Source organism: Haladaptatus sp. HS23 (assembly GCF_056892285.1).
In genome coordinates, this window is sequence record NZ_JBXGLH010000009.1 from 65,796 (window position 1) to 90,715 (window position 24,920).

At 62.8% G+C, this 24,920-nt stretch carries 23 protein-coding genes; 13 read left to right on the forward strand and 10 right to left on the reverse strand.

What is annotated here, in order from left to right:
- Window positions 1-34: 34 nt before the first annotated feature.
- Window positions 35-760 (reverse strand): Yip1 family protein, encoded by a 726-nt coding sequence (locus AC1XDK_RS21395; RefSeq protein ID WP_483352003.1) that lies wholly within the window; start codon window positions 758-760, stop codon window positions 35-37.
- Window positions 761-842: 82 nt separating this feature from the next.
- Here AC1XDK_RS21395 and pth2 point away from each other — a divergent pair, with 82 nt between their 5' ends.
- From pth2 to AC1XDK_RS21425, 6 genes are all read left to right on the forward strand, one after another.
- Window positions 843-1,181 carry a peptidyl-tRNA hydrolase Pth2 gene (gene pth2 / locus AC1XDK_RS21400; RefSeq protein ID WP_483352004.1) on the forward strand — a complete coding sequence of 113 codons (339 nt, stop codon included), beginning with the start codon at window positions 843-845 and terminating at the stop codon, window positions 1,179-1,181.
- A 118-nt stretch (window positions 1,182-1,299) separates the two neighbouring features.
- Complete coding sequence (locus AC1XDK_RS21405; protein WP_483352005.1) at window positions 1,300-2,895, forward strand: bacterio-opsin activator domain-containing protein; 1,596 nt, start codon at window positions 1,300-1,302, stop codon at window positions 2,893-2,895.
- A gap of 84 nt (window positions 2,896-2,979) precedes the next feature.
- The gene (locus AC1XDK_RS21410) at window positions 2,980-3,336 is read left to right on the forward strand and encodes a DUF7344 domain-containing protein (RefSeq protein ID WP_483352006.1); all 357 of its coding nucleotides are present in this window, start codon (window positions 2,980-2,982) and stop codon (window positions 3,334-3,336) included.
- 37 nt (window positions 3,337-3,373) lie between these two features.
- Window positions 3,374-4,699, forward strand: a complete 1,326-nt coding sequence (gene truD / locus AC1XDK_RS21415) for a tRNA pseudouridine(13) synthase TruD (RefSeq protein ID WP_483352007.1) — start codon at window positions 3,374-3,376, stop codon at window positions 4,697-4,699.
- A 117-nt stretch (window positions 4,700-4,816) separates the two neighbouring features.
- Window positions 4,817-5,941: a sodium:calcium antiporter gene (locus tag AC1XDK_RS21420; RefSeq protein WP_483352008.1), complete on the forward strand. Its 1,125-nt coding sequence runs from the start codon at window positions 4,817-4,819 to the stop codon at window positions 5,939-5,941.
- 86 nt (window positions 5,942-6,027) lie between these two features.
- Window positions 6,028-6,744, forward strand: a complete 717-nt coding sequence (locus AC1XDK_RS21425) for a DUF2103 domain-containing protein (protein ID WP_483352009.1) — start codon at window positions 6,028-6,030, stop codon at window positions 6,742-6,744.
- A gap of 503 nt (window positions 6,745-7,247) precedes the next feature.
- On the opposite strand, the gene AC1XDK_RS21430 is transcribed toward AC1XDK_RS21425, so the two are convergent.
- Window positions 7,248-8,225: an ROK family protein gene (locus AC1XDK_RS21430; protein ID WP_483352010.1), complete on the reverse strand. Its 978-nt coding sequence runs from the start codon at window positions 8,223-8,225 to the stop codon at window positions 7,248-7,250.
- Window positions 8,226-8,347: 122 nt separating this feature from the next.
- Between AC1XDK_RS21430 and AC1XDK_RS21435 the strand changes: the two genes are divergently transcribed.
- Window positions 8,348-8,740 (forward strand): hypothetical protein, encoded by a 393-nt coding sequence (locus AC1XDK_RS21435; RefSeq protein ID WP_483352011.1) that lies wholly within the window; start codon window positions 8,348-8,350, stop codon window positions 8,738-8,740.
- Window positions 8,741-8,781: 41 nt separating this feature from the next.
- Here the strand turns inward: AC1XDK_RS21435 and AC1XDK_RS21440 are convergent, their stop codons facing one another.
- Window positions 8,782-9,231: a universal stress protein gene (locus AC1XDK_RS21440; protein WP_483352012.1), complete on the reverse strand. Its 450-nt coding sequence runs from the start codon at window positions 9,229-9,231 to the stop codon at window positions 8,782-8,784.
- Window positions 9,232-9,335: 104 nt separating this feature from the next.
- On the opposite strand from AC1XDK_RS21440, the gene AC1XDK_RS21445 reads away from it, so the two are divergent.
- A complete protein-coding gene (locus AC1XDK_RS21445; RefSeq protein WP_483352013.1) occupies window positions 9,336-10,073 on the forward strand; it encodes an SDR family NAD(P)-dependent oxidoreductase in 738 nt (245 codons plus the stop codon).
- Between the two features lie 6 nt (window positions 10,074-10,079).
- Here AC1XDK_RS21445 and AC1XDK_RS21450 read toward each other — a convergent pair whose 3' ends face one another.
- Both AC1XDK_RS21450 and AC1XDK_RS21455 read right to left on the reverse strand, forming a co-directional pair.
- Window positions 10,080-10,658, reverse strand: coding sequence for an LURP-one-related/scramblase family protein (locus AC1XDK_RS21450; RefSeq protein WP_483352014.1), 579 nt, complete (start codon window positions 10,656-10,658; stop codon window positions 10,080-10,082).
- A 50-nt stretch (window positions 10,659-10,708) separates the two neighbouring features.
- A complete protein-coding gene (locus tag AC1XDK_RS21455; protein WP_483352165.1) occupies window positions 10,709-12,595 on the reverse strand; it encodes an ABC transporter ATP-binding protein in 1,887 nt (628 codons plus the stop codon).
- Window positions 12,596-12,786: 191 nt separating this feature from the next.
- Here AC1XDK_RS21455 and uvrA point away from each other — a divergent pair, with 191 nt between their 5' ends.
- The 4 genes from uvrA (at window position 12,787) to AC1XDK_RS21475 (ending at window position 18,538) form a co-directional block, all read left to right on the forward strand.
- Entirely contained in the window at window positions 12,787-15,729 is a 2,943-nt protein-coding gene (gene uvrA / locus AC1XDK_RS21460; protein ID WP_483352015.1) for an excinuclease ABC subunit UvrA, read from the forward strand.
- Between the two features lie 250 nt (window positions 15,730-15,979).
- The gene (locus tag AC1XDK_RS21465; RefSeq protein ID WP_483352016.1) at window positions 15,980-16,525 is read left to right on the forward strand and encodes a DUF7344 domain-containing protein; all 546 of its coding nucleotides are present in this window, start codon (window positions 15,980-15,982) and stop codon (window positions 16,523-16,525) included.
- Between the two features lie 53 nt (window positions 16,526-16,578).
- Complete coding sequence (locus AC1XDK_RS21470; protein ID WP_483352017.1) at window positions 16,579-17,667, forward strand: geranylgeranyl reductase family protein; 1,089 nt, start codon at window positions 16,579-16,581, stop codon at window positions 17,665-17,667.
- 274 nt (window positions 17,668-17,941) lie between these two features.
- Entirely contained in the window at window positions 17,942-18,538 is a 597-nt protein-coding gene (locus AC1XDK_RS21475) for an N-acetylmuramoyl-L-alanine amidase (protein ID WP_483352018.1), read from the forward strand.
- Window positions 18,539-18,597: 59 nt separating this feature from the next.
- On the opposite strand, the gene AC1XDK_RS21480 is transcribed toward AC1XDK_RS21475, so the two are convergent.
- Complete coding sequence (locus AC1XDK_RS21480) at window positions 18,598-20,091, reverse strand: fluoroquinolone export ABC transporter permease subunit (RefSeq protein ID WP_483352019.1); 1,494 nt, start codon at window positions 20,089-20,091, stop codon at window positions 18,598-18,600.
- On the reverse strand, window positions 20,088-20,939 hold the full coding sequence (locus AC1XDK_RS21485; RefSeq protein WP_483352021.1) for an ABC transporter ATP-binding protein: 852 nt from the start codon (window positions 20,937-20,939) through the stop codon (window positions 20,088-20,090). Before AC1XDK_RS21485 ends, AC1XDK_RS21480 begins: the two co-directional genes overlap by 4 nt.
- Before the next feature lie 129 nt (window positions 20,940-21,068).
- Between AC1XDK_RS21485 and AC1XDK_RS21490 the strand changes: the two genes are divergently transcribed.
- Window positions 21,069-21,704 (forward strand): helix-turn-helix domain-containing protein, encoded by a 636-nt coding sequence (locus AC1XDK_RS21490; RefSeq protein WP_483352022.1) that lies wholly within the window; start codon window positions 21,069-21,071, stop codon window positions 21,702-21,704.
- Between the two features lie 21 nt (window positions 21,705-21,725).
- On the opposite strand, the gene AC1XDK_RS21495 is transcribed toward AC1XDK_RS21490, so the two are convergent.
- From AC1XDK_RS21495 to AC1XDK_RS21505, 3 genes are all read right to left on the reverse strand, one after another.
- On the reverse strand, window positions 21,726-23,237 hold the full coding sequence (locus AC1XDK_RS21495) for a carboxypeptidase M32 (RefSeq protein ID WP_483352023.1): 1,512 nt from the start codon (window positions 23,235-23,237) through the stop codon (window positions 21,726-21,728).
- A 72-nt stretch (window positions 23,238-23,309) separates the two neighbouring features.
- Window positions 23,310-24,392 carry a M20 family metallopeptidase gene (locus tag AC1XDK_RS21500; protein ID WP_483352024.1) on the reverse strand — a complete coding sequence of 361 codons (1,083 nt, stop codon included), beginning with the start codon at window positions 24,390-24,392 and terminating at the stop codon, window positions 23,310-23,312.
- A 232-nt stretch (window positions 24,393-24,624) separates the two neighbouring features.
- Window positions 24,625-24,885: a hypothetical protein gene (locus AC1XDK_RS21505; protein WP_483352025.1), complete on the reverse strand. Its 261-nt coding sequence runs from the start codon at window positions 24,883-24,885 to the stop codon at window positions 24,625-24,627.
- Window positions 24,886-24,920: the final 35 nt, after the last annotated feature.

Sequence of the window (24,920 nt, forward strand, 5' to 3'; positions counted from 1 at the left end):
ACAGGGGTGGGGGTGTGTAAAGACCCACCGGTCATCAGGCGAGTGCCGCGAGGAACACGAGGAAGGCGATAGCTCCGGCGGACGCCGCCGCGGCCCCCGTCGAGAGTCGCCGCGCGTGTTTCAGTCCGTACGTCCAGACGACCCACTGCCACGCCGTTCCGAGCATGGAGACGAACACCGACCCGCCGCGTGCCGTCGCGACGAGCGACTGCAGTTGGTCGAGGAGCACCTGCGGGTCACTCCCCGACAGGTCCGCCCCGCGGAGTGCGAGATAGAACAGTCCGATACCGACCAGCATCTGGACGAGCGACGGGAGCATTCCCCACCCGGCGACGGAAAGGGTGTTCGAGAACGACCCCTCTCCGCCCGCGACTGCCGATGCGATGTGAAGTCCGATTGCGGTCAGCGGCCACGCTACGAGGACGCCGAGGAAGACGAGCGGGATTTTCTTCTGAAAACCCTTCCAGATGAGGTCGCCGATGACCACCGTCTTCTGCTTCGGACGGTCACACGCTTCGGAGAGACTCCCCGCGCCGTCGGTGAAGAAGTCGTCGTTACAGAACGTATCGCTCGGGCGGTTCGGGTTGTCTATCTGCGTCGTTCCGGTCATTCGTTGGGTCATCGTCCACCCGACGAATCCGAGGAGGACCGTCGAGGCCAACGCGACGACGAGGACGACGGCGAACGCGCTCGCGAGACTCGGACGGGGAGCGCGCTCTTCGAAGAAGCGGTCGGGATGGAGGAGGGCGTCCGAAAGCATCGTTCCGACGTAATTGTCATCAGGTATAAGCTTTCTCGAATCGAGTAGCCAGTGTTTTGGTTCGTTACTACGACGCTCGACTATGAAACAGGCCATCGTCGCCCGGACGGACATCGGGATGGGGAAGGGAAAGCTCGCCGCGCAGGTGGCACACGCGTCCCTCTCGGCGTACGAGGACACGGGACAGCGGGCACGAAAGCGGTGGAAAGGCGAGGGGCAGAAGAAGGTCGTGCTGAAGGGCGGAAGCGAGGACGAACTGTTCCGCCTCGCGGAGAAGGCGCGAGCGGAGGGACTCCCACACGCCATCATCCGCGACGCCGGTCACACGCAACTCGACCCGGGAACCGTCACGGCGCTCGCCGTCGGTCCGGCCGATGACGAACTCGTGGACAAGGTGACGGGCGACCTTTCCCTATATTGATACCGAGTGGTAGCCGACGAAAACATATCAAACAACAAATCTTTTACTGTCCGGGTCATTGAGTTCCGATAGACTACGTACCGTGTTGTCAAGCACCACAGCCAATCCGTAACGGACAATGGACGAATCCACCGTCAACGCCGTCCTCGATACGCTCCCGGACCTCTTCTACGTTTTCGACGCGAACGGAACGCTCGTCGAATGGAACGACCGCCTCGTGGAGGTGACGGGGTACGACGACGACGAACTCGACGGGATGAACCCGCTCGATTTCATCCCCGAGGAGGACCACGCAGAGATAGGAACCGCCATCGACGCGGTACTCGTCGATGACAACACCGAAACGCGCCAGTCGGCGCTCGTGACCAAGGACGGTGGGCGCGTTCCGTACGAGTTCAACGCGACGCGCCTCGCCGACGAGAACGGCGAGGTTATCGGCTTCGCCGGAACGGGGCGTAACCTCTCGAAACGTCGAAAGCGAGAACGCGCGCTCCGTCAGCAGCGCGACGAACTGGAGACGCTGAACCGCATCAACGAACTCGTCCGAGAGGTCGTTCACGAACTCGTCGGCGCGGCCACGCGCGAGGAGATAGAGGAAACCGTGTGTCGCCGACTCGCGGACTCCGACCTCTATCGGTTTGCCTGGGTCGGCGACTACGATCTCGTCAGGGACAGTATCGTTCCTCGAACGCTCGCCGGAGAAGACCGGGCGTTCCACGAACTCGTCGGAGAGGTCGATAGCGAGAACAAGGTGTGGGAACGTCCCGCGACGAAGGCATTCCGGACGGGGCGTCACGTCGTCATCCGGGATTTCTCCCGAACGACCATCCTCACCGACCGTCTCCGGGAGGGTGGGTTGAAACGCGGACTCCGTTCGGGAATCGCGGTCCCGCTCTCGTACGGGCAGACGAGGTACGGCGTGCTGGTGGTGTATGCGACACGTACCGATGCGTTCAGCGAGCGGGAAGCCGCCGGGTTCGATACGGTCGGCGAACTCGTCGGGTTCGCCATCAACGCAACCGAGAACAAGAAGCTCCTCGCGACGGACCAAGCGGCCGTCGAACTGATGTTCCGCGTCACGGACGACGAAGCACTTTTGGTCGACTTATCGCGCCGAATCGACTGCACGCTCGTTCTGGACGGTACCGTGCCGACGTCCGACGGTCAGTATCTCTACTACGTGCGCGTCGAGGACGCGCAACCGAAACGAGTGGCGAATACCGCGGCGACGCTTTCGACCGTGGAAGACTCGGGCGTCGTCTGGATTCACGACGAGGAGGGACTGCTCGTGTTGACTGTCTCCTCGTCGCTGGTCGAGAGCTTCATCGAATCGAGTGCGAAGGTTCTGACGGCGGAGGCACACGACGGAACAGAGGACGTCGTGGTCGAGGTGGCACGCGAAACCGATATTCGGACGTTGTTGGCGTCGATTCGGGAGTCCTTCCCCGATATCGAACTCGTCGCAAAGCGCGACGTAGAGCGGACCGAGCGGTCGGAGCAGGAGTTTCGAGACGTATTTTCGGCGGACCTCACCGACAGACAGCGGTCCGCGTTCCGCGCCGCCTATCTGGCGGGGTACTACGACTGGCCGCGCGAGAGTACGGCGGAACAGGTCGCCGAGTCGATGGGAATCGCACCCGCGACGCTTCATCAACACCTTCGGAAGGCGGAAGGGAAGCTCGCATCTGCGTTTTTCGGCGGCCTGAGGGACTGAAGCGGAGTCATATCGATGGGAAATCTCGATAGCCAACGTACGTAGGTACTGCGTACTTGCCCTCGACGTACCACTACATCACCAATGGAGAGAGAAACAGAAGTCCACACGTCGCCGTCGAGCGAGAGAACCGAAATATCCGTCGAGGCCATCTTCGACGTCCTTAGCAGTCCGTACCGACGATACGTCCTATCGCATCTCTCCGACGCGGCGACGACGACCATCGGAGACCTCGCGTATCACGTCGCGGCGTGGGAGGCAGAAACCGGTATCGCCGAGGTGTCCGATGACGAGGCGACCGAAGCCGAGATACTGTTGTATCACGTCCACCTGCCGAAGCTATCGTCCGTCGGACTCGTCAGCTACGACGCCGAGTCGGGAGCGGTCACTCCCGAGAAGAGCATCGAACTGGCGACGGACTGCATTCCCGCCGGAGAGTAGGGTTTTTTAATCCCGTTCGGACCGAAGGGCCGAACGAATGCGCGAGGCACATCCCATCGAGACAGCGGTCGGCATGGAGTATTACGTCAGCGACGAAGACGGCGTGGGGGGAACCCTCCGCGAGACGAACGAGGATTTCAGGGTGCGAGAGATAGAGGGGTTCGACGCCGACCCCCTCGACGCCGACCCGGGGTCGTATCCGTATCTGGTCGTCCGTGCGACCCTCCACGGGTGGGACACCAACGACTTCGCCAGAAGCTTCTCCAGCGCGCTCGGAATCAGCCGTGAACGCGTATCGTGGGCCGGAACGAAGGACAAGCGCGCGGTGACGACCCAGTTGTTCAGCCTCCGGAAAGTCGACCACGACGACCTGCCGGAGATGCGCGCCGCCGAGCTCGAACCGATCGGCCGGGCCGGGCGGGAACTGCTGTTCGGCGACCTCGTCGGTAACGAGTTCGAGATTACCGTCTCGAACCCCGACCAGCCCGAAAATGCCGACGAAATCGCGGCCCAACTGCGCGAGTTCGCCGGGGGGGACGACACGCTCGCGGTTCCCAACTTCTTCGGCCAACAGCGGTTCGGCAGTCTCCGACCGGTGACACACGAGGTCGGCCTCCACGTCGTCCGAGAGGAGTGGGAGGAGGCGGTGATGGCCTACGTCGGCAATCCGTTCGAGACGGAACCGGACGACACGCGTGAGGCCCGCGAACGTGTCGAAAAACTCGCACCGGACTGGGACGCCGTCCTCGACGCCCTGCCGAAACGGCTCGGATTCGAACGCTCGATGGCCCACCGTCTCGTGGAGAACGGCGGCACCGAACCGGCGGACTTCCGGGACGCGCTCGAATCGCTGCCGACGAACCTCCAACGACTGCTGGTGAACGCCGCCCAGTCGTACGTCTTCAACCGTATCCTCAGCGAGCGGCTTCGACGAGGTATTCCCTTCGACAAGGCGGTCGCGGGCGACGTGGTGTGTTTCGCGGAGTCGGTCGACGGCTTGACCGTCCCCGACATGGACCGCCAGCAGAACGTAAGCGAAAAGCGCGTTCGGACCATCGAGCGCCACTGTCGGCGTGGCCGGGCGTTCGTCACCGCGCCGTTAGTCGGTACCGAGACCGAACTCGCGGACGGGGAACAGGGAGACATCGAACGCGCGGTCCTCGACGAACTCGACCTCGAACCGCACGATTTCAACCTCCCCGGGGAGTTCCACTCGACCGGCACCCGTCGGGCGATACTCCTCGGCAGCGAGTTTTCGCTCTCCCACGACCCGCTTTCGTTTTCGTTCGCGCTCCCCTCCGGGTCGTACGCCACGGTTTTCCTTCGGGAGTTCCTGAAGGCGAATCCGCTCGAAATGGGGTAGAAACGCGACGGGGTCCGGAGGGATAGCGACACCACGACTCGGCGCGTGTATAATCCTTCACCGTACTCTCATCCACGGCCCCAAGGGGATATGGTCGAGAGCGGTGTTGGGGCATCGATGACAGGGCGAAAGGGGTTCACCGTACTGCTCGGGGCACTGCTTTTCGTTTCACTGACCGTCACGCCCGTACTCGCACAGGGGGCGGGCAACGGTGGTGAAGAAGCGATGGTGACGGGGGTTCCTGCCGTCGTCGTCTTCATCGCCGGGGCGGCGCTGTTGGTCTACAGCGTCGAGAAACTCATCGGCTTTCTCACTAAGGCCGCGGTCGGACTCGACCTGTCGCTGTTCGTCCTCGCCATCCTGTTCACCGGCATCGAGTTCGACGACGTGGTCTTCGGGGTCGCGACGAACGTCGAAAACCTGAACGGTGTGGCCCTGGGAATCGTGTTCGGAACCGCACTCTCCTTGACGGGAATCACGCTCGCGCTGGCCGCCATCGTCACGCCGTTCGAGGTGAACGTACCCCGCGACTATCTCGTTCTGTTCGCGCTCTCGCCGCTCGTGATGGTACCGTTCGTGTTGTCCGGTGGAGTGACGCCCGTCGATGGCCTCGTCCTCATCGCCCTCTTCGTCGCCGTCTTCGGCTACATCGTCTACCGGGAGTCGGACCGCAACACGCCGGTGTTCCGGGATACGGAGGTCCAAGAGATGTTGGACGGCGGTGTCGTTCGACCCATCGCGGACGATATCCCGTTCGTTCCCGAGCGCGAGTTGCCGGGAGTCGCGTGGTTGGGCCTGTCCGTTCTCGCGCTGGTCGGCCTCGTCGTCGGTGCCTCGGCGATGTCGGTAGGAACCGAAGGTGTCATCACCACCTACGGAATCGAGGACACGGTGTTCGGTGCTACCATCGCGACGGCGGTGTTGACGGTCGAAGACCTCTTTCTGACCATCGAACCCGTCCGCCGCGGCGCGCCCGAAATCGGCATCGGCAACGTGGTCGGAAGCGTCCTCTTTTCGGTCACGGGGAAAATCGGTATCATCGCGCTCGCCGGGAGCGTCGGCATCGGGTCGGCCGTCCTCGTCTGGCACCTCCCCGTCCTCATCGTCGGAACCCTGCTGGCGGCGTACTTCATCTCGACCGGACACCTCAAAGCGTGGCACGGGTACGTCCTCCTCGGCCTGTACGTCGTCTATTGGGTCGTCAGTTTCGCGGTCTTCGGCGGCGCGCCGATAGAGGTGTGACGAGGAAAGGAGGTGGTCCCCGTGGATGTTTCCGCCCTTCGGAATCGAAACGCCGAGGTTAAACGCCGCGATTGGGAAGAACACGTATGAACTGTCGGCAGTGTGCGTCCTCGCTCGAACGCCCGGGCGACTACTGCCTCGTCTGCCGGACGCAGAACGCCGACTCCGTCGTCCTCGCCGTGACCCGCGACCACGCCGAAATCACGATGCTCCGCGACGAAACCGTGGTCGGGAAGACGGGCGTCAGCACCACGCCTGAGGAGGGCGAAACCGAGGTGGTCGAACTCCGCAACTTCGCGGGGCGCATCGCCGACGAAGTGCGACGGAAACACCCCGAGGACGTGTACGCGGCGGGCGACCGAGACGTGATTCGCGCCGTCCGCGCCCAACTCCACTACGATTTCTACCGCGTCGGCGACGAGAACCCCGTCGAGGAGGTGCTGGCGCGGCGTGACGAGCGCTCGCTCGAAGTCGTGGACCGCGACCCCGGCGAGAAAATCGGCGGGAGCCACACCACGCTCATCGGCAATCGGGACGGTATGCGCGTGATTCGAGAGGTCGCCTGCCACCCACACGTCAAGAAGGTCATTCCCGGCCCCATCAACGCGGGCGGGGCGAGTTCCGACTCGGGCGTCCGCGCCAAGGCCACCCGCGCCGACGAGAACGGCAACGTCCGCCTCCTCCTCCGCGACGGGTCCAGCGTGCAGGAAAACCGCGTCGTCACCACCGCCATGGACCGCGACCTCGGCGAGCGAATTCGAGAGGATTTGAACGAAGCCCTCGAAGAGAGCGGCTTTCGGTGAGGACGAAGGGTGTGAAATCGTTCCGAACGCTCGCTAGTGTTGTAGCCGAAAGTAATCAAATTACAACAACCGGAAAGTCGACCTCGAAAGCCTCCGCCCGGAACAACGCACCACATCCTCCCCAACCGATTCGCTTCGCTCATCCCTCGCGCGAACTGTAACGGGGCGATGCGGGCGAGAGTGCCCGCGTCGCCCGTCAGCGCGCGCCACGACGGGAATTCGAATGCACGATATCGGCTATCCGGTGTGGCGCGTGCGCCAGCAGGTTCGTGGTCAGCGATCGGCCACGAACCTGCCAGAGTATCGCGTGAGGGATGACTGAGCGGATGCGAAGGAATCGGTTGGGGAGGGAGTGGCTGATGCGGTGCGGTGGCGGTTTCATTGACGTCTGTACTTGCACGCATAGAGAAATCACGACCGACGCGTTCCGAGGGGATTTTCGAAGACGAAACCACAGCAGTCACACCGATACAGAAATCGGAATCAGCCGTACCTCTCGAAAATCAGTCGGCCAAACGTGATTCGTCGCCGGTACCGTCCGTCAGGGCGCTTGCGACCGCGCCCTTCAAAACGACTTCGTCGCCGAGCGTTGTGACCTGTACGTCGGGTTGGTTGTTCAGCAGGTGGTTGCCGATGCGCTCCCGAATCGGGTCGACGACGAGTTCCTCGTTGTTGAGGGCGACGGCACCGCCGAGGTAGACCACCAGCGGCGCGTAGGCTTGGACGACGTTCGCCACGCCGACCGTATTCCAGTGGGCGACCTGTTCGATGACGTGGTCGGCCAAGGGGTCGAGACCGGCGTTCTTGAACACGTCCTTCGCCGAGAAGTCGGGGTCTTCGAGGGCGAGAGCGGTTTCCACCGTTTCGTCCTCCTCGGCCAACATCCGGGCGTACTCCGGGATGTTGTTCCCCGAGCAGTAGGCTTCCCAGTGGCCTTCCTTGCCACAGCCACAGGTGCGCCTGCCGTGCGGGTCCACTATCATGTGCCCCACCTCGCCCGCGTTGCCGTCCCAACCGGTGAGGACGTTGCCGTCCACGGAGACACCGGCACCGATTCCGCTCGAAATGGTGATGTACACCATGTCGTCTGGGTTGCGGTCGCTGTAGAACCGCTGCCCGATAGCGCCCGCGTTGGTGTCGTTGTGCAGGGTGACGCGTTCGCTGTGAATGAGTTTCCCCACCGGTCCGGTCAGGGGGATTCGACCGATGGTGTCCGGCAGGTTCGCCGGGTTGTCCACCACACCCTCCGCGAGGTCGAGCGGGCCGATGCTGCCGATGCCTGCCGCCCGAATCTCACTGGGGTCGATGTTCGCGTTCGCACACGCACCACGAATGCATTCGAGTACTGCTTCAGTAACCGCGATGCCGGTCGGTCCCTGTGGCGTACCACGTTCGTACGTGCTGACGACGTTGCCGCCTTCGTCGGCAACGGCCGCCCTGACGTTGGTCGCCCCCAGGTCTACACCCGCGTAGTAGGCCATTCAGATGAACTAACGTCATCCGTCCCACTTAACTACAGGCATTTACTCGCCGACGAGTAGTGTCCGATAACCCGAGAGGTCCGACTGTCGGAGTTAACTGCATCGACGGCGTGAGTCGATGTATGTCGGACGACCTCCCTGACATCGACGACGAGACGGAGTCCGCACTCCACGAGCTCGAACTCGGCATCGAGGGACTGCGAAAGGCACACGGCTACCTCGTCCAGTTCCACCACGTCACCGGCCACGCGATGGAGCACTTCGGTGAGGCGGAGAATCACCTGCGGGACGCGGGTCACGAAGAACTCGCCGACCACATCCGCGACGAAATCCTCCCGTGTGGCGTCCTCGGGGGTGATCGGTGGACCTACGCGTTGGTCGAATCGTTCGAGACGGGCTTCCTCCGCGACATCGAGGCGTTCGAACACGCAACGCGCGACGAACTCGCAGACGGGGAGCGTCACGTCCGCGAGCGCCGAACGCAACGGCGGTGGCAGGAACGTGCCGAGGAGTGAAAAATGTCGAAAATCGAACCGAGGGTAAAACGGGCGAGCGTTCAGTCCTCACGCACGAACGTCACGGGACACGGCGCGGAGAGCATCACTTCCTGTGCGGTACTGCCGAAGACGGCTTTTCCGGTCGGCGAGCGCTTGCGACCACCGACGAAGACGCCGTCGGCGTTCACGTCTTCCGCGAGGTCAACGATGGTTTCGCCGTGGTGTCCGATCGCACCGCGAACCGAGTAGCCGATGTCCTCGGCGTCGAGGGCGTCCGAAAGCGAGCGAATCGTCGCATGTCGTGCGGCCACCTCGTCCGAGTTGGGTGCCCCGGCGGGGTCGTAGTCGAGTTGGTCCACGACGTCGTCGAACTCGTCGTCAGTGAAGACGTGTGCCAGAACGACCGTCGCGCCGGTCGGTCCGGCCACGTCGATGACGGCGTCGGCGAGCCGTCCGGTTCGGTCCGCGTCGCCCGGTCCTACCGCGAGAAGAATCGTCTCTATTGCCATGGTAGCACGTCACTGTGCAGAATATTAAATATAGGGGGACGTTCACTCGAAATCGGAACGGTTGAGATATCAAGCTAGTTGAGAGTCGGGAACGAAGGGAACGCATGATAACGCCGAATGTAGACGAACGAGTCGCACTGGTCACCGGCTGTTCGAAGGGCATCGGCCGGGAACTGCTCCTCTCGCTCGCCGACTGCGGGGCCGACGTGGCCGTCCACTACCATTCGAGCGAGGAAGAAGCGCAGGAAATCGCCGACACCGCCCGAAAGAAGGGCGTCGAAGCGATGACCGTTCAGGGGAACGTCACTGACCCTGACGAGGTAGACGACCTCTTTTCGGCCATCGAGAGCGAACTCGGTCCAGTCGAGGTACTGGTAAACAACGTCGGCCCGTTCGCGCCGAGCCACTGGGAGGACATCTCGTTCGAGCGCTGGAACGCGGTCCTCGACGGCAACATCAACGGAACGTACCTCTGTTCGAAGCGGGCGCTCCCCGAGATGCGCAAGGCGGGGTTCGGCCGAATCGTCAACATCGGCTACGCCAGCGCGGAGAAGGGACTCATCAGTCCGAAGAACGCGCCGTACTTCATGGCGAAAGCGGGCGTTCTGATGTTCACCCGAATGCTCGCCGCCGACACGCAGAACGACGGCGTGACCGTCAACGCGATTTCGCCCTACGTGGTCGAAAATTCGGACGTGTTCCCGGACGACTTGCCCCGCGGTGCGCCGGCGAAATTCGAGGACGTGGCGCAGGCGCTGCGCTTCTTCGTGGACGAAGACAGCGACTACCTGAGCGGTGTAAACGTCGAAGTGGACGGCGGGTGGTTGCCGGAGAAGGTCTGAGTCGAGTCAGTTCCCCTCCAACGCGTCGATTGCTATCGCTCCCGCGACGAGCGCTGTTTTCGGTAGCGACCCCGCATCGTGGATGCGAACGTCGTACTTGTCGCGGAGCGAAAAGTGACCCTCGATTTCGCCGATGGAGTCGCCCTCCGGGGTGGTAATCGAGTACTTGTGTGGCAGGAACGAGAGGACGTCGACGAGCGACCGCAGCGCTTCGAGCAGCGCGCTTCGGGAGGCGACTTCCGCGATTTCGGTCCCGTCCGGGAGCCGTATCGTCCAGCGGTGGTGGAAGAAGGTGAAGTTCTTATCGAGAACCACCACCGGTTCGCCCGAACGTTCGTCCACGAGGACGTAATCGCCGGCGACGTCGAAGACGTTCTTCGCTTTCACCCGGAAGACGACGTTCCCGTCGGCGTCGTGAAACGGGAACTCCTCTTTCATCTTGAACATCTTCTGTTTCGACGTCAGGACGAGGTTTCCGGTCGAATCGTACACCTTGTATTTGTTTCGGAAGTGGCTCTGTTCGACCGTGTACGTATCGTCGTCGAGAGCGACACCGCCGATGTCGCGCTGTGCTGGAGGTTCCATTGTTCACAGCTTGTCGTGTATTTGTATTTAAACTTGAGGGCGAATCCGGCTTACTCGCCGCCGTCCGCCTGTGCCTCCGCTCCGTCGATGTCCCGGTCTTCGATTTCCGCGCGCCGTCGAATCGCTCGCTCGATGAATTCGCGCGGGAGGGCTTCGATTTCCCCGGCTTGCACGTGCCAAAGGTTGGCGTACAGGCCGTCGAGCGCGAGCAAATCGTCGTGTGTTCCGCGTTCCACGATTTCGCCGTCGTCGAGGACGACGATTTCCTCGGCGTCCTTGACCGTCGAGAGGCGGTGGGCGATGGCGAACGTCGTCTTCTCGTCCACGAGCGAGGAGAGACTGCGCTGGATGAGGGCCTCTGTTTCCGTATCGACGTGGCTCGTCGCCTCGTCGAGAATCAGGATGGCGGGGTCCTTGAGAACCGTCCGCGCGATGGAGAGTCGCTGGCGCTGACCGCCCGAGAGTTTGACGCCGCGCTCGCCGACCATGGTGTCGTAGCCGTCGGGCAGGTTGACGATGAACTCGTGTGCCTCCGCGGCTCTCGCTGCCGCCTCGATTTCGTCGTCCGTCGCGTCGAACGTCCCGTACGCGATGTTCTCCTTCACCGACCCGTAGAAGAGGAACGGTTCCTGACTGACGTAACCGACCGCTCGCCGCAGACTGCGGAGGTTTACGTCCCGGATGTCGGTGCCGTCGATGCGAATCGTCCCCTCTTCCACGTCGTACATGCGGAGGAGGAGTTTCAGGACGGTGGATTTGCCCGCGCCGGTGGGACCGACGAGCGCGAGCGTTTCCCCGCGTTCGGCGCACAAATCGATATCCGAGACGACAGCCTCCTTGCCGTACCCGAAACTCACATCGTCGTACTCGACAGTGCCGTCCGCGACTTCCAAGTCCGGCGCGTCGGCGCTCTCGTCCAGCGTCCCGCGTTCGTTCATCAGCGAGTACACTCGGTCACTGGACGCCTCGGCGCGCTGGTAGATGTTGATTATCTGCCCGAACTGCGCCATGGGCCAGATGAACTGCTGGCTCAGGATGACGAAGGTGACGAACACGCCGGGTTCGAGCGCGCCGGTGAACGGTCCCGGCGCGCCGGAGAGCAACCAAAAGCCGCCGACTGCGAAGGTGACGGCGTAGCCGATTCCGGTCAGGAGGCTCAGGCCGGGGAAGAAGGTGATTCGGGTCGTGATGGCGTCCCAGTTCGCGTCGTAGTAGTCGCCGGACGCCTCCTCGATTCTGCCGGATTCGTACGGTTCCGCGGTTTCGGATTTGATGACGCGAATGCCGCCGAGGTTGTTCTCCAATCGGGAGTTGAGCGCGCCGACGCTCGCCCGCATCGCGGCGTACTTCGGCTGGATGGTTCGGACGAAGAGGTACGTGAACGCCGCGAGGAGCGGCACCGGAAGCAGCGCCACGAGCGCGAGCGCCGGATTGAGTGTGAACAGGATGCCACCGATGCCGACGATGAGCACCGCGATGCGGAGCGCCGAACTCAGCCCGTCGTTCAGAAACGTCTCCAACTGGTTCACGTCGTTGTTCAGGATGGACATCAACTCGCCCGTCTGCTTGCCGTCGAAGAAGTTCATGTCGAGCAGTTGCATCCTGTCGTAGGTGTCCACGCGGAGTTTGTGCTGGACGCCCTGCGCGAACGCGTTCCAGCCCCAGCCTTCCAGCCACGAGAACGCCGCCCCGACGAGGAACGACGCGAGGACGATGCCGATGGAGAGCCATAGCTGCCCGGACAGCGTCGTCGGCGTCCACGCCTCTGGGACGAATCGAATGCGAAACGCCTGCTCGTTCAGGAAGATGGAGTCGATGGCGATGCCGAGGACGACAGGCGGCAGGAGACCCGAGAGGCGTCCGAGCACCGTCCCGACGAACCCCGCGACGAACTGCGGGAAGTAGCCGCGGCCGTACTCGGCGAAGAGTCGCCACATCGTGTGCCGTTCCGCTTCCTCCGGTATCGCTGTATTCGATGACACTTACGTCAGGTAAGGACCGAGCGAATATGTCCCGTTCGGTGGGGTGCAATATCACCGTCGTTCCCGCCGCTCCCCCGTTTCACTTTCACTCCGCTTGCATTTCCAACCGATAGGCATACCCTCATTCAGTCGCTGTCTGAGTATAGATGAGCAAGGACTACATCGAAGTGCGGGGGGCCGAGGAGCACAACCTCAAAGACCTTGACGTCAAGATTCCGCGCGAGGAGTTCAACGTCGTCACCGGCCTTTCGGGGTCGGGGAAGTCCTCGCTCGCCTTCGAGACGGTGTACGCCGAGGGACAGCGACGCTACATCGAGAGCCTGTCGGCCTACGCCCGGAACTTCCTCGGGCAGATGGACAAACCGCAGGTCGAGAACGTCGAAGGCTTGTCGCCCGCCATCTCCATCGACCAGAAGAACGCGGCGAACAACCCGCGTTCGACGGTCGGAACCGTGACGGAACTGCACGACTATCTGCGACTGCTCTACGCCCGCGTCGGCACGCCCCACTGTCCGCAGTGTGGTCGGGAAGTCGGCGAACAGAGCGCCCAGAACATGGTCCGTCGGGTGCTCGATTTGCCCGAGGGAACGAAGGCGAAAATCGCCGCGCCGGTCGTCCGCGACCAGAAGGGCGCGTTCGCCGACCTGTTCGACGACCTCGTCTCGGACGGCTACTCGCGCGTCGAAGTGGACGGCGAGGAGTTCGATTTGACGCTCGACCGTCCCGACCTCGACAAGAACTACGACCACACGGTCGACGTCATCGTGGACCGCGTGAAGGTCAGCGAGGATGCCCGAAGCCGCATCAACGACAGCGTGGAGACCGCGTTAGAGGAGGCGGAGGGCGTCATGAAACTCATCGTCCCGAACGCGCCAGCGGACGTGAACCTCGGGTCCGAGTCCCGTTCGACGGGGGCGCTCGGAGGGGGCGGCGACGAGCGACTCGTCGTGGAGTTTTCGGAAGAACTGGCCTGCACGAATTGCGGCATCGACTTCCGCGAAATAGAGACGCGGAGCTTCTCGTTCAACAGTCCGCACGGCGCGTGTCCCGAGTGTGAGGGTATCGGCGAGACGAAGGAGATAGACGAGGACCTCGTCGTCGAGGACCCGTCGAAACAGCTGAAACACGTCTTCGAGCCGTGGAGCTACAAGCGGACGTACTACCGCCGACAGCTCGATTCCGTCGCCAAGCACTTCGACGTGAGCCTGACGACGCCGTTCGAGGACTTGAGCGAGGAGGTCCGGCAGGGATTCCTCTACGGCACCGACGAGGACGTGCTGTTCAAGTGGAACACGAAGAACGGCATCCGTCGCAAGGAAGAACCGTTCGAGGGCGTCATCCCGAACCTCGAACGACGCTACGTGGAAACCGACAGCGACCGGGCGCGCGGCCACATCGAGGACTACATGGCCGTGACGGAGTGTCCGGCCTGTGACGGCACGCGACTGCGGCCCGAAAGCCGCTCGGTGTACGTCGATGGCACCTCGATTTCGGAAGTCAACGGGATGTCCATCGGGGACGCGCTGGTTCACTTCGAGAACCTCGAAGCCAACCTGACCGACCGACAGAACCGCATCGCCGAGGAGATACTGAAGGAAATCCGTGCGCGGCTCGGCTTTATGGAGGAAGTCGGCCTGCAGTATCTCACGCTCGACCGCGAAGCCTCGACGCTTTCGGGTGGGGAGAGTCAGCGGATTCGGTTAGCGACCCAAATCGGGTCGGGACTGGTCGGCGTCCTGTACGTGTTAGACGAACCCTCGATCGGACTCCACCAGCGGGACAACGACCGCCTGCTGAACACGCTCTGTGAACTCCGCGACTTGGGGAACACCCTCATCGTCGTCGAACACGACGAGGAGACGATGCGACGGGCGGACAACGTCATCGACATCGGACCCGGTCCCGGCAGGCGCGGCGGCGAAGTCGTCGTGCAGGGCGACGTGGAGGACGTGATGGCCCACGAGGAGAGCATCACGGGCGACTACCTCGCCGGGCGAAAGGAGATTCCAGTCCCCGACGAGCGTCGGGAAAGCGGCGCACACCTCACGGTTCGAGGGGCGCGCCAGCACAACCTCAAGGACCTCGACGTGGAGATTCCGGTCGGGAAGTTCACGGCCATCACGGGCGTCTCCGGGTCCGGCAAGTCCACCCTGATGCACGACATCCTCTACAAGGGACTGGCCCGTGAGATGAACGACAACACCTCGGTCGACCCCGGCGAACACGACGCCATCGAGGGGATGGACGAGATAGAGAAGGTGCGACTCATCGACCAGTCGCCCATCGGTCGAACCCCGCGCTCGAATCCCGCGACCTACACGGGCGTGTTCGATTACGTCCGCAAATCGTTCGCCGAGACGAAACTCGCCAAGCAGCGCGGCTACGAAAAGGGTCGCTTCTCGTTCAACGTGAAGGGCGGACGCTGCGAGGAGTGTGGCGGGCAGGGAACCGTCAAAATCGAGATGAACTTCCTCTCGGACGTGTACGTCCCGTGCGAGGAGTGTGATGGCGCACGCTACAACGACGAGACGTTGGATGTGACCTACCGCGGTGCGACCATCGCCGACGTTCTCGACATGTCCGTCGAGGAGGCACACGACTTCTTCGAACACGACACGCGCATCCGTCGTCGCCTGAAACTGCTGAAGGACGTCGGGTTGGACTACATGAAACTCGGTCAACCGTCCACGACCCTCTCCGGCGGGGAGGCCCAGCGCATCAAACTCGCCGAGGAACTCGGCAAGAAGGACACGGGCGAGACGCTCTACCTGCTGGACGAACCCACCACGGGACTGCACCACGAAGACGAGCGCAAACTCGTCGCCGTCCTCCAGCGACTGACGGACAAGGGCAACACCATCGCCGTCATCGAACACGAACTCGACCTCGTGAAGAACGCGGACCACGTCATCGACCTCGGTCCCGAGGGCGGCGAGAAGGGTGGCGAAATCGTCGCCACCGGAACACCCGAGGAGATAGCGCGGGCCGAGGGGTCCTACACAGGGCAGTATCTCCGCGACAAACTCCCGGGCATCGACCTCGACGGTCCGCGTGCGGATAGACCGGCGCCCGCGGCGATGGATGATTGAAGTATGACATGTTGGACCGTCTGAACCGACACGCAACTGTTTCGAACCGATATACCGGTTCCTTTTTACCGTAGAATGGCGGGCTTACCCGGAAGAATCGCTCGCTTATGCACCAGTACCGTAAGTAGTTTGAAAACTACAGTCAGCTAAGCACTGGATAACAAAGTGTCGTCCGAGGTAACTTCGCACTCGTGTTACGTCCGGGTGGCGGTGGTATAGCAGAAACAACCGATTGCGGCTCTCAGGTGTCATGAGTTCGACTGATGGAACCCCACAAGAACTGTCCGAAGATCTCATCTTCGACGTTCTGAAAAATAGGCGACGACGGTACACGCTCCACTATCTCAAACAGCAGGGGCGACCAGTGGAACTCAGCGAACTGGCGGAACAGGTCGCCGCGTGGGAAAACGACACCACGGTCGAAGGCCTGTCCGCGAACGAGCGCAAGTCGGTGTACACCTCGTTGTATCAGACGCATCTCCCGAAGCTTTCGGATGCGGGAATCGTGGAGTACAACCAGAGCAGAGGTATCGTCGAACTCGCCGATAACGCCGTCCAGTTGGAGGGGTATCTCCGCCCGCAGGACGAGTTCCCGTGGATTCGATACTACCTCGGTCTCGCCATCGTGAGCGCGATTCTGGTCTTCGCCGACTTCCTCGGTATTCCGCCGTTTGCGGCGATTCCGGACAAAATCTGGGGCGTCCTCATCGTCGCCGCGTTCGCGCTCTCGGCATTGGTTCATTACCTCCGGCGTCGGCAACTCGGGACGGGAGAACGACCGCCGTCGGCACGGTAGCGACCCGACCCGAGAAAGAAGCTATTTTGGCCCGCGGCGAACAACCCACGATAATGTACGATTTCGTGGTGGTCGGTGCAGGTCCCGCCGGGTCGCGGTTCGCGCGGCACGCCGCGGACGCGGGACACGACGTTCTCGTTCTCGAACGCGGACAAGTTGGAACGCCGCTCGCGTGTTCCGGCCACGTCAGTACCGACATCTGGAAGTTCACCCCCGAGGGTGCCCGAGCGGACCTCCTCCAAAACGAAATCTACGGTGCGCGCTTCCACGTCGATGGCCCGACGTCCCCCGAACATCCCTTCTACAAGGACGAGGTCATCTCGAACGTCATCGACCGGGTCGGACTCGACCGGACGCTCGCGGGCGCCGCCGAAGAGGCCGGAGCCGATTTGCGCGAGGAACACAGCGTCTCCGACGTGGACGAACACGGAAAGTACGTGGACGTCACCGCCAACACGCCGGATGGAACCGAGACGTTTCGCGGGAAGATGGTCGTCGGCTGTGACGGCCCCGTCTCGCGCGTCCGGCGGGAACTCCACCTGCCCGAACCGGGTGAGAAACTGCAAGGCGTACTCGGGTTCACGACCGACACGCACAACGGCAACTTCGTCGACGTGCACCTCACCGCGCCGCGATTCTTCGCGTGGCGGATTCCCCGCGGAAAGGCCGGCGTCGAGTACGGATTAGCCGCGCCGTCGGGCGAGAACGCTCGCGAGTTGTTCGACCGATTCACGGCCGAGTACGACGCCGAAACCGGGAATTTCTGTGCCGGGATGATTCCCATCGGTCCGGCACCGAGCGTCACCGCCCATCGAGGGTTTCTCGTCGGCGACGCCGCCGCACAGACGAAACCCTTCACCGGCGGCGGCATCCTCTACGGCATGACCGCGGCGGACCACGCCGTCGAAACCATCGACCCCGACGACCCGGCCACGCTCGCCGACTACGAGCGCGCGTGGCGACGGGAGTTGAAGAACGAGATCCGACTGGGCCACTGGGTGCGCAGGGCGTACTCCCTCCCGAAACCCGTCCAGAAAGCGGGTCTCACGGCGATGGAGGGCGAAATCGGCGTTCACATGGACAAGCCGTCGTCCTTTTTCTCGACCGACCATCTCCGGAAACTCCTCACACGCTCGTCGTAGGCAGCGGCTAGCCCGAACGTGTGTGACACCGTTCCGCCCCTATACTCGTTATCCCACGTAGTTTTTGGAGTATCCTCACCCATCGCTCGTCGTCGGGAACGGCGTACCTCCGACAACGGTCCCCCTTTTCACTCGAATCGTGACGACGAGTCCATCGCCGGAAGAGCAGCAACGGCGGAGCAATTTGAAAAATATCCTCAACTTACTATAAATCAATTTATTATATTTCTATAAAAAATATTTTAAATAGATGTCGCAATTATGGTGGTGGAGTATGACATCACGACGTAACTTCATCAAGACGGTCGGCGCGGCAGGTACAGCGGGCGTCGGTGCGGTCGCCCTCAGCGGAACCGCGGCGGCCAAACCGACGGTCGATTGGGAACCGGCGGATTCGAGCAACTACACGGGAGCGGACCGCGGTGCTGCGGAAATCGATTGGGTCATCATCCACACCGTGCAGGGTTCGGCCAGCAGTGCGGTCAACTGGTTCCAGAACCCCGACGCGGACGTCAGTGCACACTACACCGTCTCCGAGGGCGGCCACAAGTACCAGAGCGTCAGCGACATCAACATCGCGTGGCACGCCGGAAACTGGAGCTACAATCAGTACTCCGTCGGCATCGAACACGGTGGCTACGTCAGCGAGAGCTACGAAGACGCGCAGTACCGTGCGTCGGCGAAACTGGCTAGCTGGCTGTGTGACCAGTACGGCGTCCCGAAACAACACCCGTCGAGCGTCCCGAGCGACGCGGCGAATCCGGCGAACGGGGGCATCATCAGCCACGAGCAAGTTCCCGAGAACAGTCACACCGACCCCGGCCCGAACTGGGACTGGGACTACTACATCGACCTCGTGAACTCGTACTGAGTCCGAGCGTTCCCGAATTCATTTTTCGACCGGCCTCTTCCCGTGTCGTTCCGTCGGCTTCACTCCATCCGTTCGAACCGACCGAGGAGATAGCGAAGCCACACGCCGAAGGAGACGACGCCGAGGGCAAGGAAGGCCACGAACCGCGGACCGACCCCCTCGGAAATCCCGACGAGGAGCGCCTTTACCGGCCAGTAGAGGGGGATGATACCGACGACGTACTCCAGCGGTTCGGGAAGCAACGCGATTCCGGCAATCGGGAGCAACAACACGACGCCCAGCAGTTTGTTGATGACGACGCCTTCGATGGAGTCGCGGGCGAGTCCGGCGAAGAGGAGCGTCACCGTGGGACCGGCGAGCGCAACGACGCTGGTGACGGCGACGAGTATGAGAAACGGGACGCGGACCAACCCGAACAGAAGTACGGTCGGAATCACGACGACGGCGCTGACGACGTAGGCGGTTCCGCCGCGGTAGTACAGATATCCCCGGCCGGTCAGCGGCGTGGTTCGGAGCGCGGCCAACACGCCCTCCTCGCGGTCTTCGAGGACGAAGAAGCCGACGACGAAGCCGTAGATGTAGGGCGGGAAGGTGACGACGAAACCGAGGACGAGCGGGTAGTACGGAGCCAGCGAAACGGACGGAAGGAACTGCTCGTTCGCGAACGGTAGGGCGATTCGAGCGAGGGACGCGAGAAGGAGCGGCCCGGTCCCGGCGACGAGGAGAAGCGGGTCGCGGAGCCACTTCTTCCAGTCCGCGAGCGCCATCCCGCCGACCGGGCCGAGTTCGAACGCACTCGATTTCGAACGACGACGCGACCCATTCCCGTCCGTTTCACCCCCGGAATCCCGCCGCGGGGGACGGTGCTGGACGATGTGACGATGGAACTGCCGTTCGGCCACGACGAAGGCGAGGAGGCTGCCGACCGAGAGATAGCCGACGGCGTAGGCGAGTTCCCACGCTCGAATCCCGTGAAACGCGCCGTCGATGAGGATGAGCGCGGGACGCACCGGAAGCAGGTAGAAGACGGGCGTGTCGAAGAGTGAGAAGTACGAGAGCAACGGCGCGTACAACACCACGCCGTACAGCAGGGCGCTCAGGAAGTAGTCGTTTATCGAGTCGAACCGGGCCACGCTGACGAACCCGACGAGAACGAACGGAATCGACGTGAGCGCCACGCCGAGGACGAGGAGGGGAAGGTTCACGCCCCCGGAATGGACGAGGAGGGAGAGCGCCGTCGCGACCACGACGGCGAGGAGGGTCAACGAAGCCACTTTCGAGACGAGGTAGCCGCGGACTCCGAGCGGCGAGACGACGAGGGCGTCGAGAACGCCTTCGCGTTTCTCGATGAGGACGAGCGCGGCGACGAAGTAAAAGCCGAGGACGGATGGGTCCGAGAGGACCACGAACACGAGCGCGCGTTCGGTCAGCGACGCCGGAAGCGCCACGAACGCCACGGCGTAAAACACCGTCAGCGCGGCGTACACGGTGTAAAATCCGTACCGGCGCTGGAGTCGCACGTCCCATCGGAGCATCGACGTGACCGGTCTCATCGAAGCGATTCACCCGTGACTTCGAGGAAGACGGTTTCCAACGTGGCCTCCTCCGTGTGAATCGTCTCGATTTGCTCCCCGCCGAGCAGGCGGCGAAACTCGGCGTTCCCCTCCGCGTCGTCGAGCGGGAACCGTGCTGTCTTGCTCCCGTCCCGCTGGTACTCCACCCGAACCGTTCTGGACCCGTAGTCGCGTTTCAGCGTCTCCGGGTCGCCTATCAGCGGAATTTTCCCGTTCACGATGAACGCGACTCGGTCACAGAGTTGGTCGGCGACGGTCATGTCGTGGGTCGTCAGGAACACCGTCTTTCCCGCCGCGCGAAGGTCGGAAATCGCGTCCTTGACCCGTTTCGCGTTGCCGGGGTCGATGCCGCTGGTCGGTTCGTCCAAAAAGACGAGTTCGGGGTCGTGCAACAGCGCCCGGACGAAGTTGAGTCGCATGCACATTCCCTTCGAGTACGCGCCGACGCGCCGGTCGATGGCGTCCGACAGGCCGACGAGGGCGAACAGTTCCTCCACGTCGCGCGTCTCGGTTCGGTGGAGCGACGCGAACAGTTCGAGGTTCTCCCGGCCGGTGAGTTTGCGATACTGGTTCGGCGACTCGGCCGACACGCCGATTCGGTCGTAGTAAGACCCGTCCCAGTCGCGGACCTCCCGGTCGAACACGCGGACGGACCCGCAATAGTCGTCCAACAGTCCGGTGAGGACTTTCTGCGTGGTGCTCTTTCCCGCCCCGCTGGGGCCCAAAAAGCCGAACACCTCCCCGGTTCCGACCTCGAACGAGAGGTCGTGGAGCGTCTCGTTGTCGGCGTTCGGGTAGGCGAAATCGAGAGCGTCGACGTGAATCATCGGGGGAGTGTGTCGCGGAAGATCGACCGTTCGAAGCGATTCGTCATCGGATGGAGGTTGGGATGTGAGTGCCGAATAAGTAGAACGTCACATGTAACCTTATTTATATAGGGTTCCGAGGGAAGGACGATGACGTCCGTTCGATTGCGAGTGACGTTACCCGAGCATCCGTGGATAGCGAAGGTATCGCGGGAGTACGACACGACGGAATTTCGAGTCCTGTCAGGTATCGGCGGCGACGAACGCGCGAGCGCGTTGGTGGAGACGTCCGGCGTTCCGATAGACGACCTTCGGGAGAGCGCGGAACGCGACCCGTCCATCGACTCGTTCCGGGTCGTCATGCACGGCGACGGGACGACGGTGTTCCGAAACGAGGGACCATCGCACGGGACCTACGACATCTTCCGCGAGACAGGGACGATGCCGGAGTACCCGGTTACGATACGAAACGGGTCGGCGGACGTGACGATTACCGAAACGCGTGAACGGGTGGTCGAACTGAAGGAGGCACTGGAACGAATGGGTGCGACGGTCGAAGTCGTCGCGGTTCGGATGACGGGCGATTCGGGGGGACTCCTCACGGAGCGACAGGCGGAAGTCGTTGACCTCGCGGTGACGGAGGGGTACTACGAAGTGCCGCGACGCTGTTCGATAACCCGACTGGCGGAACTGCTCGACGTGTCGAAATCGACCGTGAGCGGCGTGCTCCACCGGGCGGAGTCGAAACTCGTCCGGGAGTATTCGACGGCGTCCGCGGAGTCGTGAAAACCGCGACGAGGGGTTCGTTTATTCGAGGTCGTACAGCGCGCCGTACTTCTCGGTCACGTAGTCGAGGAAGTACTCGGCGGTGAACGACTCGCCCGTCGCGTGTTCGATGAGGTCGTCCGTGGTGTACAGACAGCCGTACTGGTGAATGTTCTCGGTCAGCCAGCCGTGGAAGTCGTCGAAGTCGCCGTCGCGAATCTGGCCATCGAGGTCGTCGATGTCCTCGTCGGCTTTCGCATACAGTTGTGCGGCGAGGACGCTGCCCAGCGAGTACGTCGGGAAGTAGCCAAAGCTACCGTGGCTCCAGTGAATGTCCTGCAAACAGCCGTCGGCGTCCGTGTCGGGGCGGATGCCGAGATACTCCTCGTACTTGTCGTTCCAGAGTTCCGGCACCTCGTCCACCTCGATTTCGCCGCGGATGAGCGCCTTCTCGATTTCGAAGCGCACCACGATGTGCATGTGGTAGGTCAGTTCGTCCGCCTCGACGCGGATGAGGTTGTCCTCGTACACGCGGTTCGCGGCCTGATACATCTCCTCGACGGAGACGCCGTTCGCGTCCGCGAATCGCTCCTGAACGAGCGGCAGGAAGTTCTCCCAGAAGGCGCGCGACCGACCGACGTTGTTCTCCCAGACGCGGGACTGGGATTCGTGGACGGTCAGGTCGCGGGCTTGGCCGAGCGGCGTGCCGTACTGGTCGTCCGGCAGGCCCTGCGTGTACGTCGCGTGGCCGAACTCGTGAACCGTACTCATCAACGCGCCGAGCGGGTCGCTCTCGTCGAAGCGCGTCGTCACGCGGGCATCGAACTGCGTTCCGCTGGAGAACGGGTGCGGGGCGGTGTCGAGGCGGCCCCGGTCCCAGTCGTAGCCGAGCGTGTCGAGCACGTCGCGCGAGAGTTCCTCCTGCGTCTCGGCGTCGTAGGTGCCCTCGAAGGGCGTGGCGAGTTCGACGTCGCTCTCGCGCACGTCCTCGATGAGCGGGACGAGTTCGTCACGGAGTTCCGCCAACGTCTCCTCGGCGGTGTCGATGCCGAGATAGGGTTCGTACTCCTCGAACAGGACCTCGTAGGGGTCCTTGTCCGGGTCGATGTGCTCGGCGTACTCCCGCTCCAACTCGACCAGTGTTTCCAGCGTCGGGGCGAAAATGGAGAAGTCGTCCTCCTCGCGCGCCTTCTTCCACTTCGGCAGCGCCTCGGACGTGGTGCGGGAAATTTCCTCGACCAACTCGCCGGGGACGCGGGTCGCCCGCTCGTACTCCCGTTGGACCTCGCGGACGACGGCGGCCTGCTCGTCGTCCAACTCCTCGCCTTCGAGTTCGTCCAACAACTCACCCATCTCGTCGTCAGTGAGCAGTTCGTGCGAAATCGCCGACAGGGCCGACCGCTGCTGTGACCGAGCGGGGGTGCCACCCTCGGGCATCACGACTTCTTGGTCCCAGCCGAGAATCCCGGCGGCGTTCTGGACGTTCGAAATCCGTTTTACTTTCCCGAGAAACTCCTCGTAAGTACCGTTTTCCGCGGTGGCTTCAGTTGCCATCGTCGGGTGTTTGCTGTCACCGATTATCAATGAATGGGTTTCGGTACGAAATAGGACGGGGACTTGGATTCGTTATATTGTTTCCGCCGTATTCCGGTAAATTCGGTAACAACGCGCCAGCACGTCGATACTCACGCTCTCGTTTTTCGTGTGCGCTTCGCCGGGTTCGGACGCGCCGCAGACGACGCAGGTGACGCCCGCCTGCGCCAACCATCCGGCGTCCGTCGCGTGGGGCTTCGTCACCTGTTCCGGGTCGCCGTCCTGTGCGTCGCGGGCGGCGGCCAGCACCGCCTCCGCGAAGTCCGGGTCGTCGCACTCCATCGGCGGCAGGTCCTGTTCGACGGTCCACTCCACGCCGTCGATCTCCTCCACGGCACCGAGGTCGGCGCGCTCGCCGGGGACGGTCCGCTCGTCGATGGTTATGTCACAGGTGTCCGGAATGACGTTCCACGCGCTCCCGCCGTGGATTTCGGTGGCGACGACGCTTCCCGAGATGTCGTTCCCGAGAACCGAGACGGTCGGAACGTCGCAGTCCCGGACGATGTCCACCGCGTCGGTGGCGCGGTAGATGGCGTTTTCACCGGCGTCCGGTTCGCTCGCGTGTGCGGCGGTTCCGTTCGCCGTGACGGTGCTCGCCCGTCGCCCTCGGTGGGCGACGACGACGTCCGTGACGCCCGTTTTCGAGTAGTTCGTGGACCCTTCGGCGACGATGGCGCTGTCGGGCGAAAAGTCGTGGTCGATGGCGTACCGTGCGCCGTCGCCGCCCAACTCCTCGGCGATGAAGCTGGCGAACACGAGGTGACAGGACGGGTCGGCGTCGCGGAACGCGAGCATGGACGCCGCCACGGCACCCTTCATGTCCGCCGCGCCGCGGCCGTAAATTCGTCCGTCGCGCTCCTCGACCACGTACTCGCCGCCGTCCACCTGTGATTCGTCCGGGGGGACGACGTCGTGGTGGCCGACCAGCGCGAGCGAGGTATCGGCCCCGCCGTCGGCCGCTGGTTTCCGGGCGATGACGTTCCCCACTTCGTCCCGCGTTACGTCCGCGTCCGTCTCCGACCGAAGCCACTCCTCGATGTAATCGCCCGCCGCCGTCTCGTCCTCGTGACTCGGAATCGAAACGATGTCCCGGGTCAGTTCGACCAGTTCGTCCATACTCCCTCATTCCACCCGGCGGTTTAGTACTCTACGCCCTCGGCAACCTCTCTGGCGTTCGCTCCGTAGCGTCGATAGGGATTTTGTTGCTGTCCGAATCCCCCATTATAGACCTTTTACCGATGGGCGTTCATACGAGTAAAACAACTGTTTATCTCACGAATAGTCCGATAGAACGACAGCGAGTCAGGTTTAGAATCGACCGACCTCTCCGCGAGTCGCGTCGTGATGATTAGTATCCGACGTCTTCGGCAAGAACGTGGATGTCCTCCTGCAGCGTGTGGAGTCGTTCCGCGACGGACGCGTCCGCTTGGTGTTCGATTTCCGAAATCCGGTCCTCAGTCTCGCGGAACTGCGTTCGCTTCGTTTCCTCGTCGCTCGGGATGTTGGACAAGCCCTTTCGAATCGCCCGGATTTCCCCGGCGACGTCGGGCGAGGCGTCATCCGCGACCGAATCCAAGTCCGCTCGAATCTCGTCGAGTTCTCGTGCCATGGTCCGGACGATGGCATCGGCGACCAAATCGATGC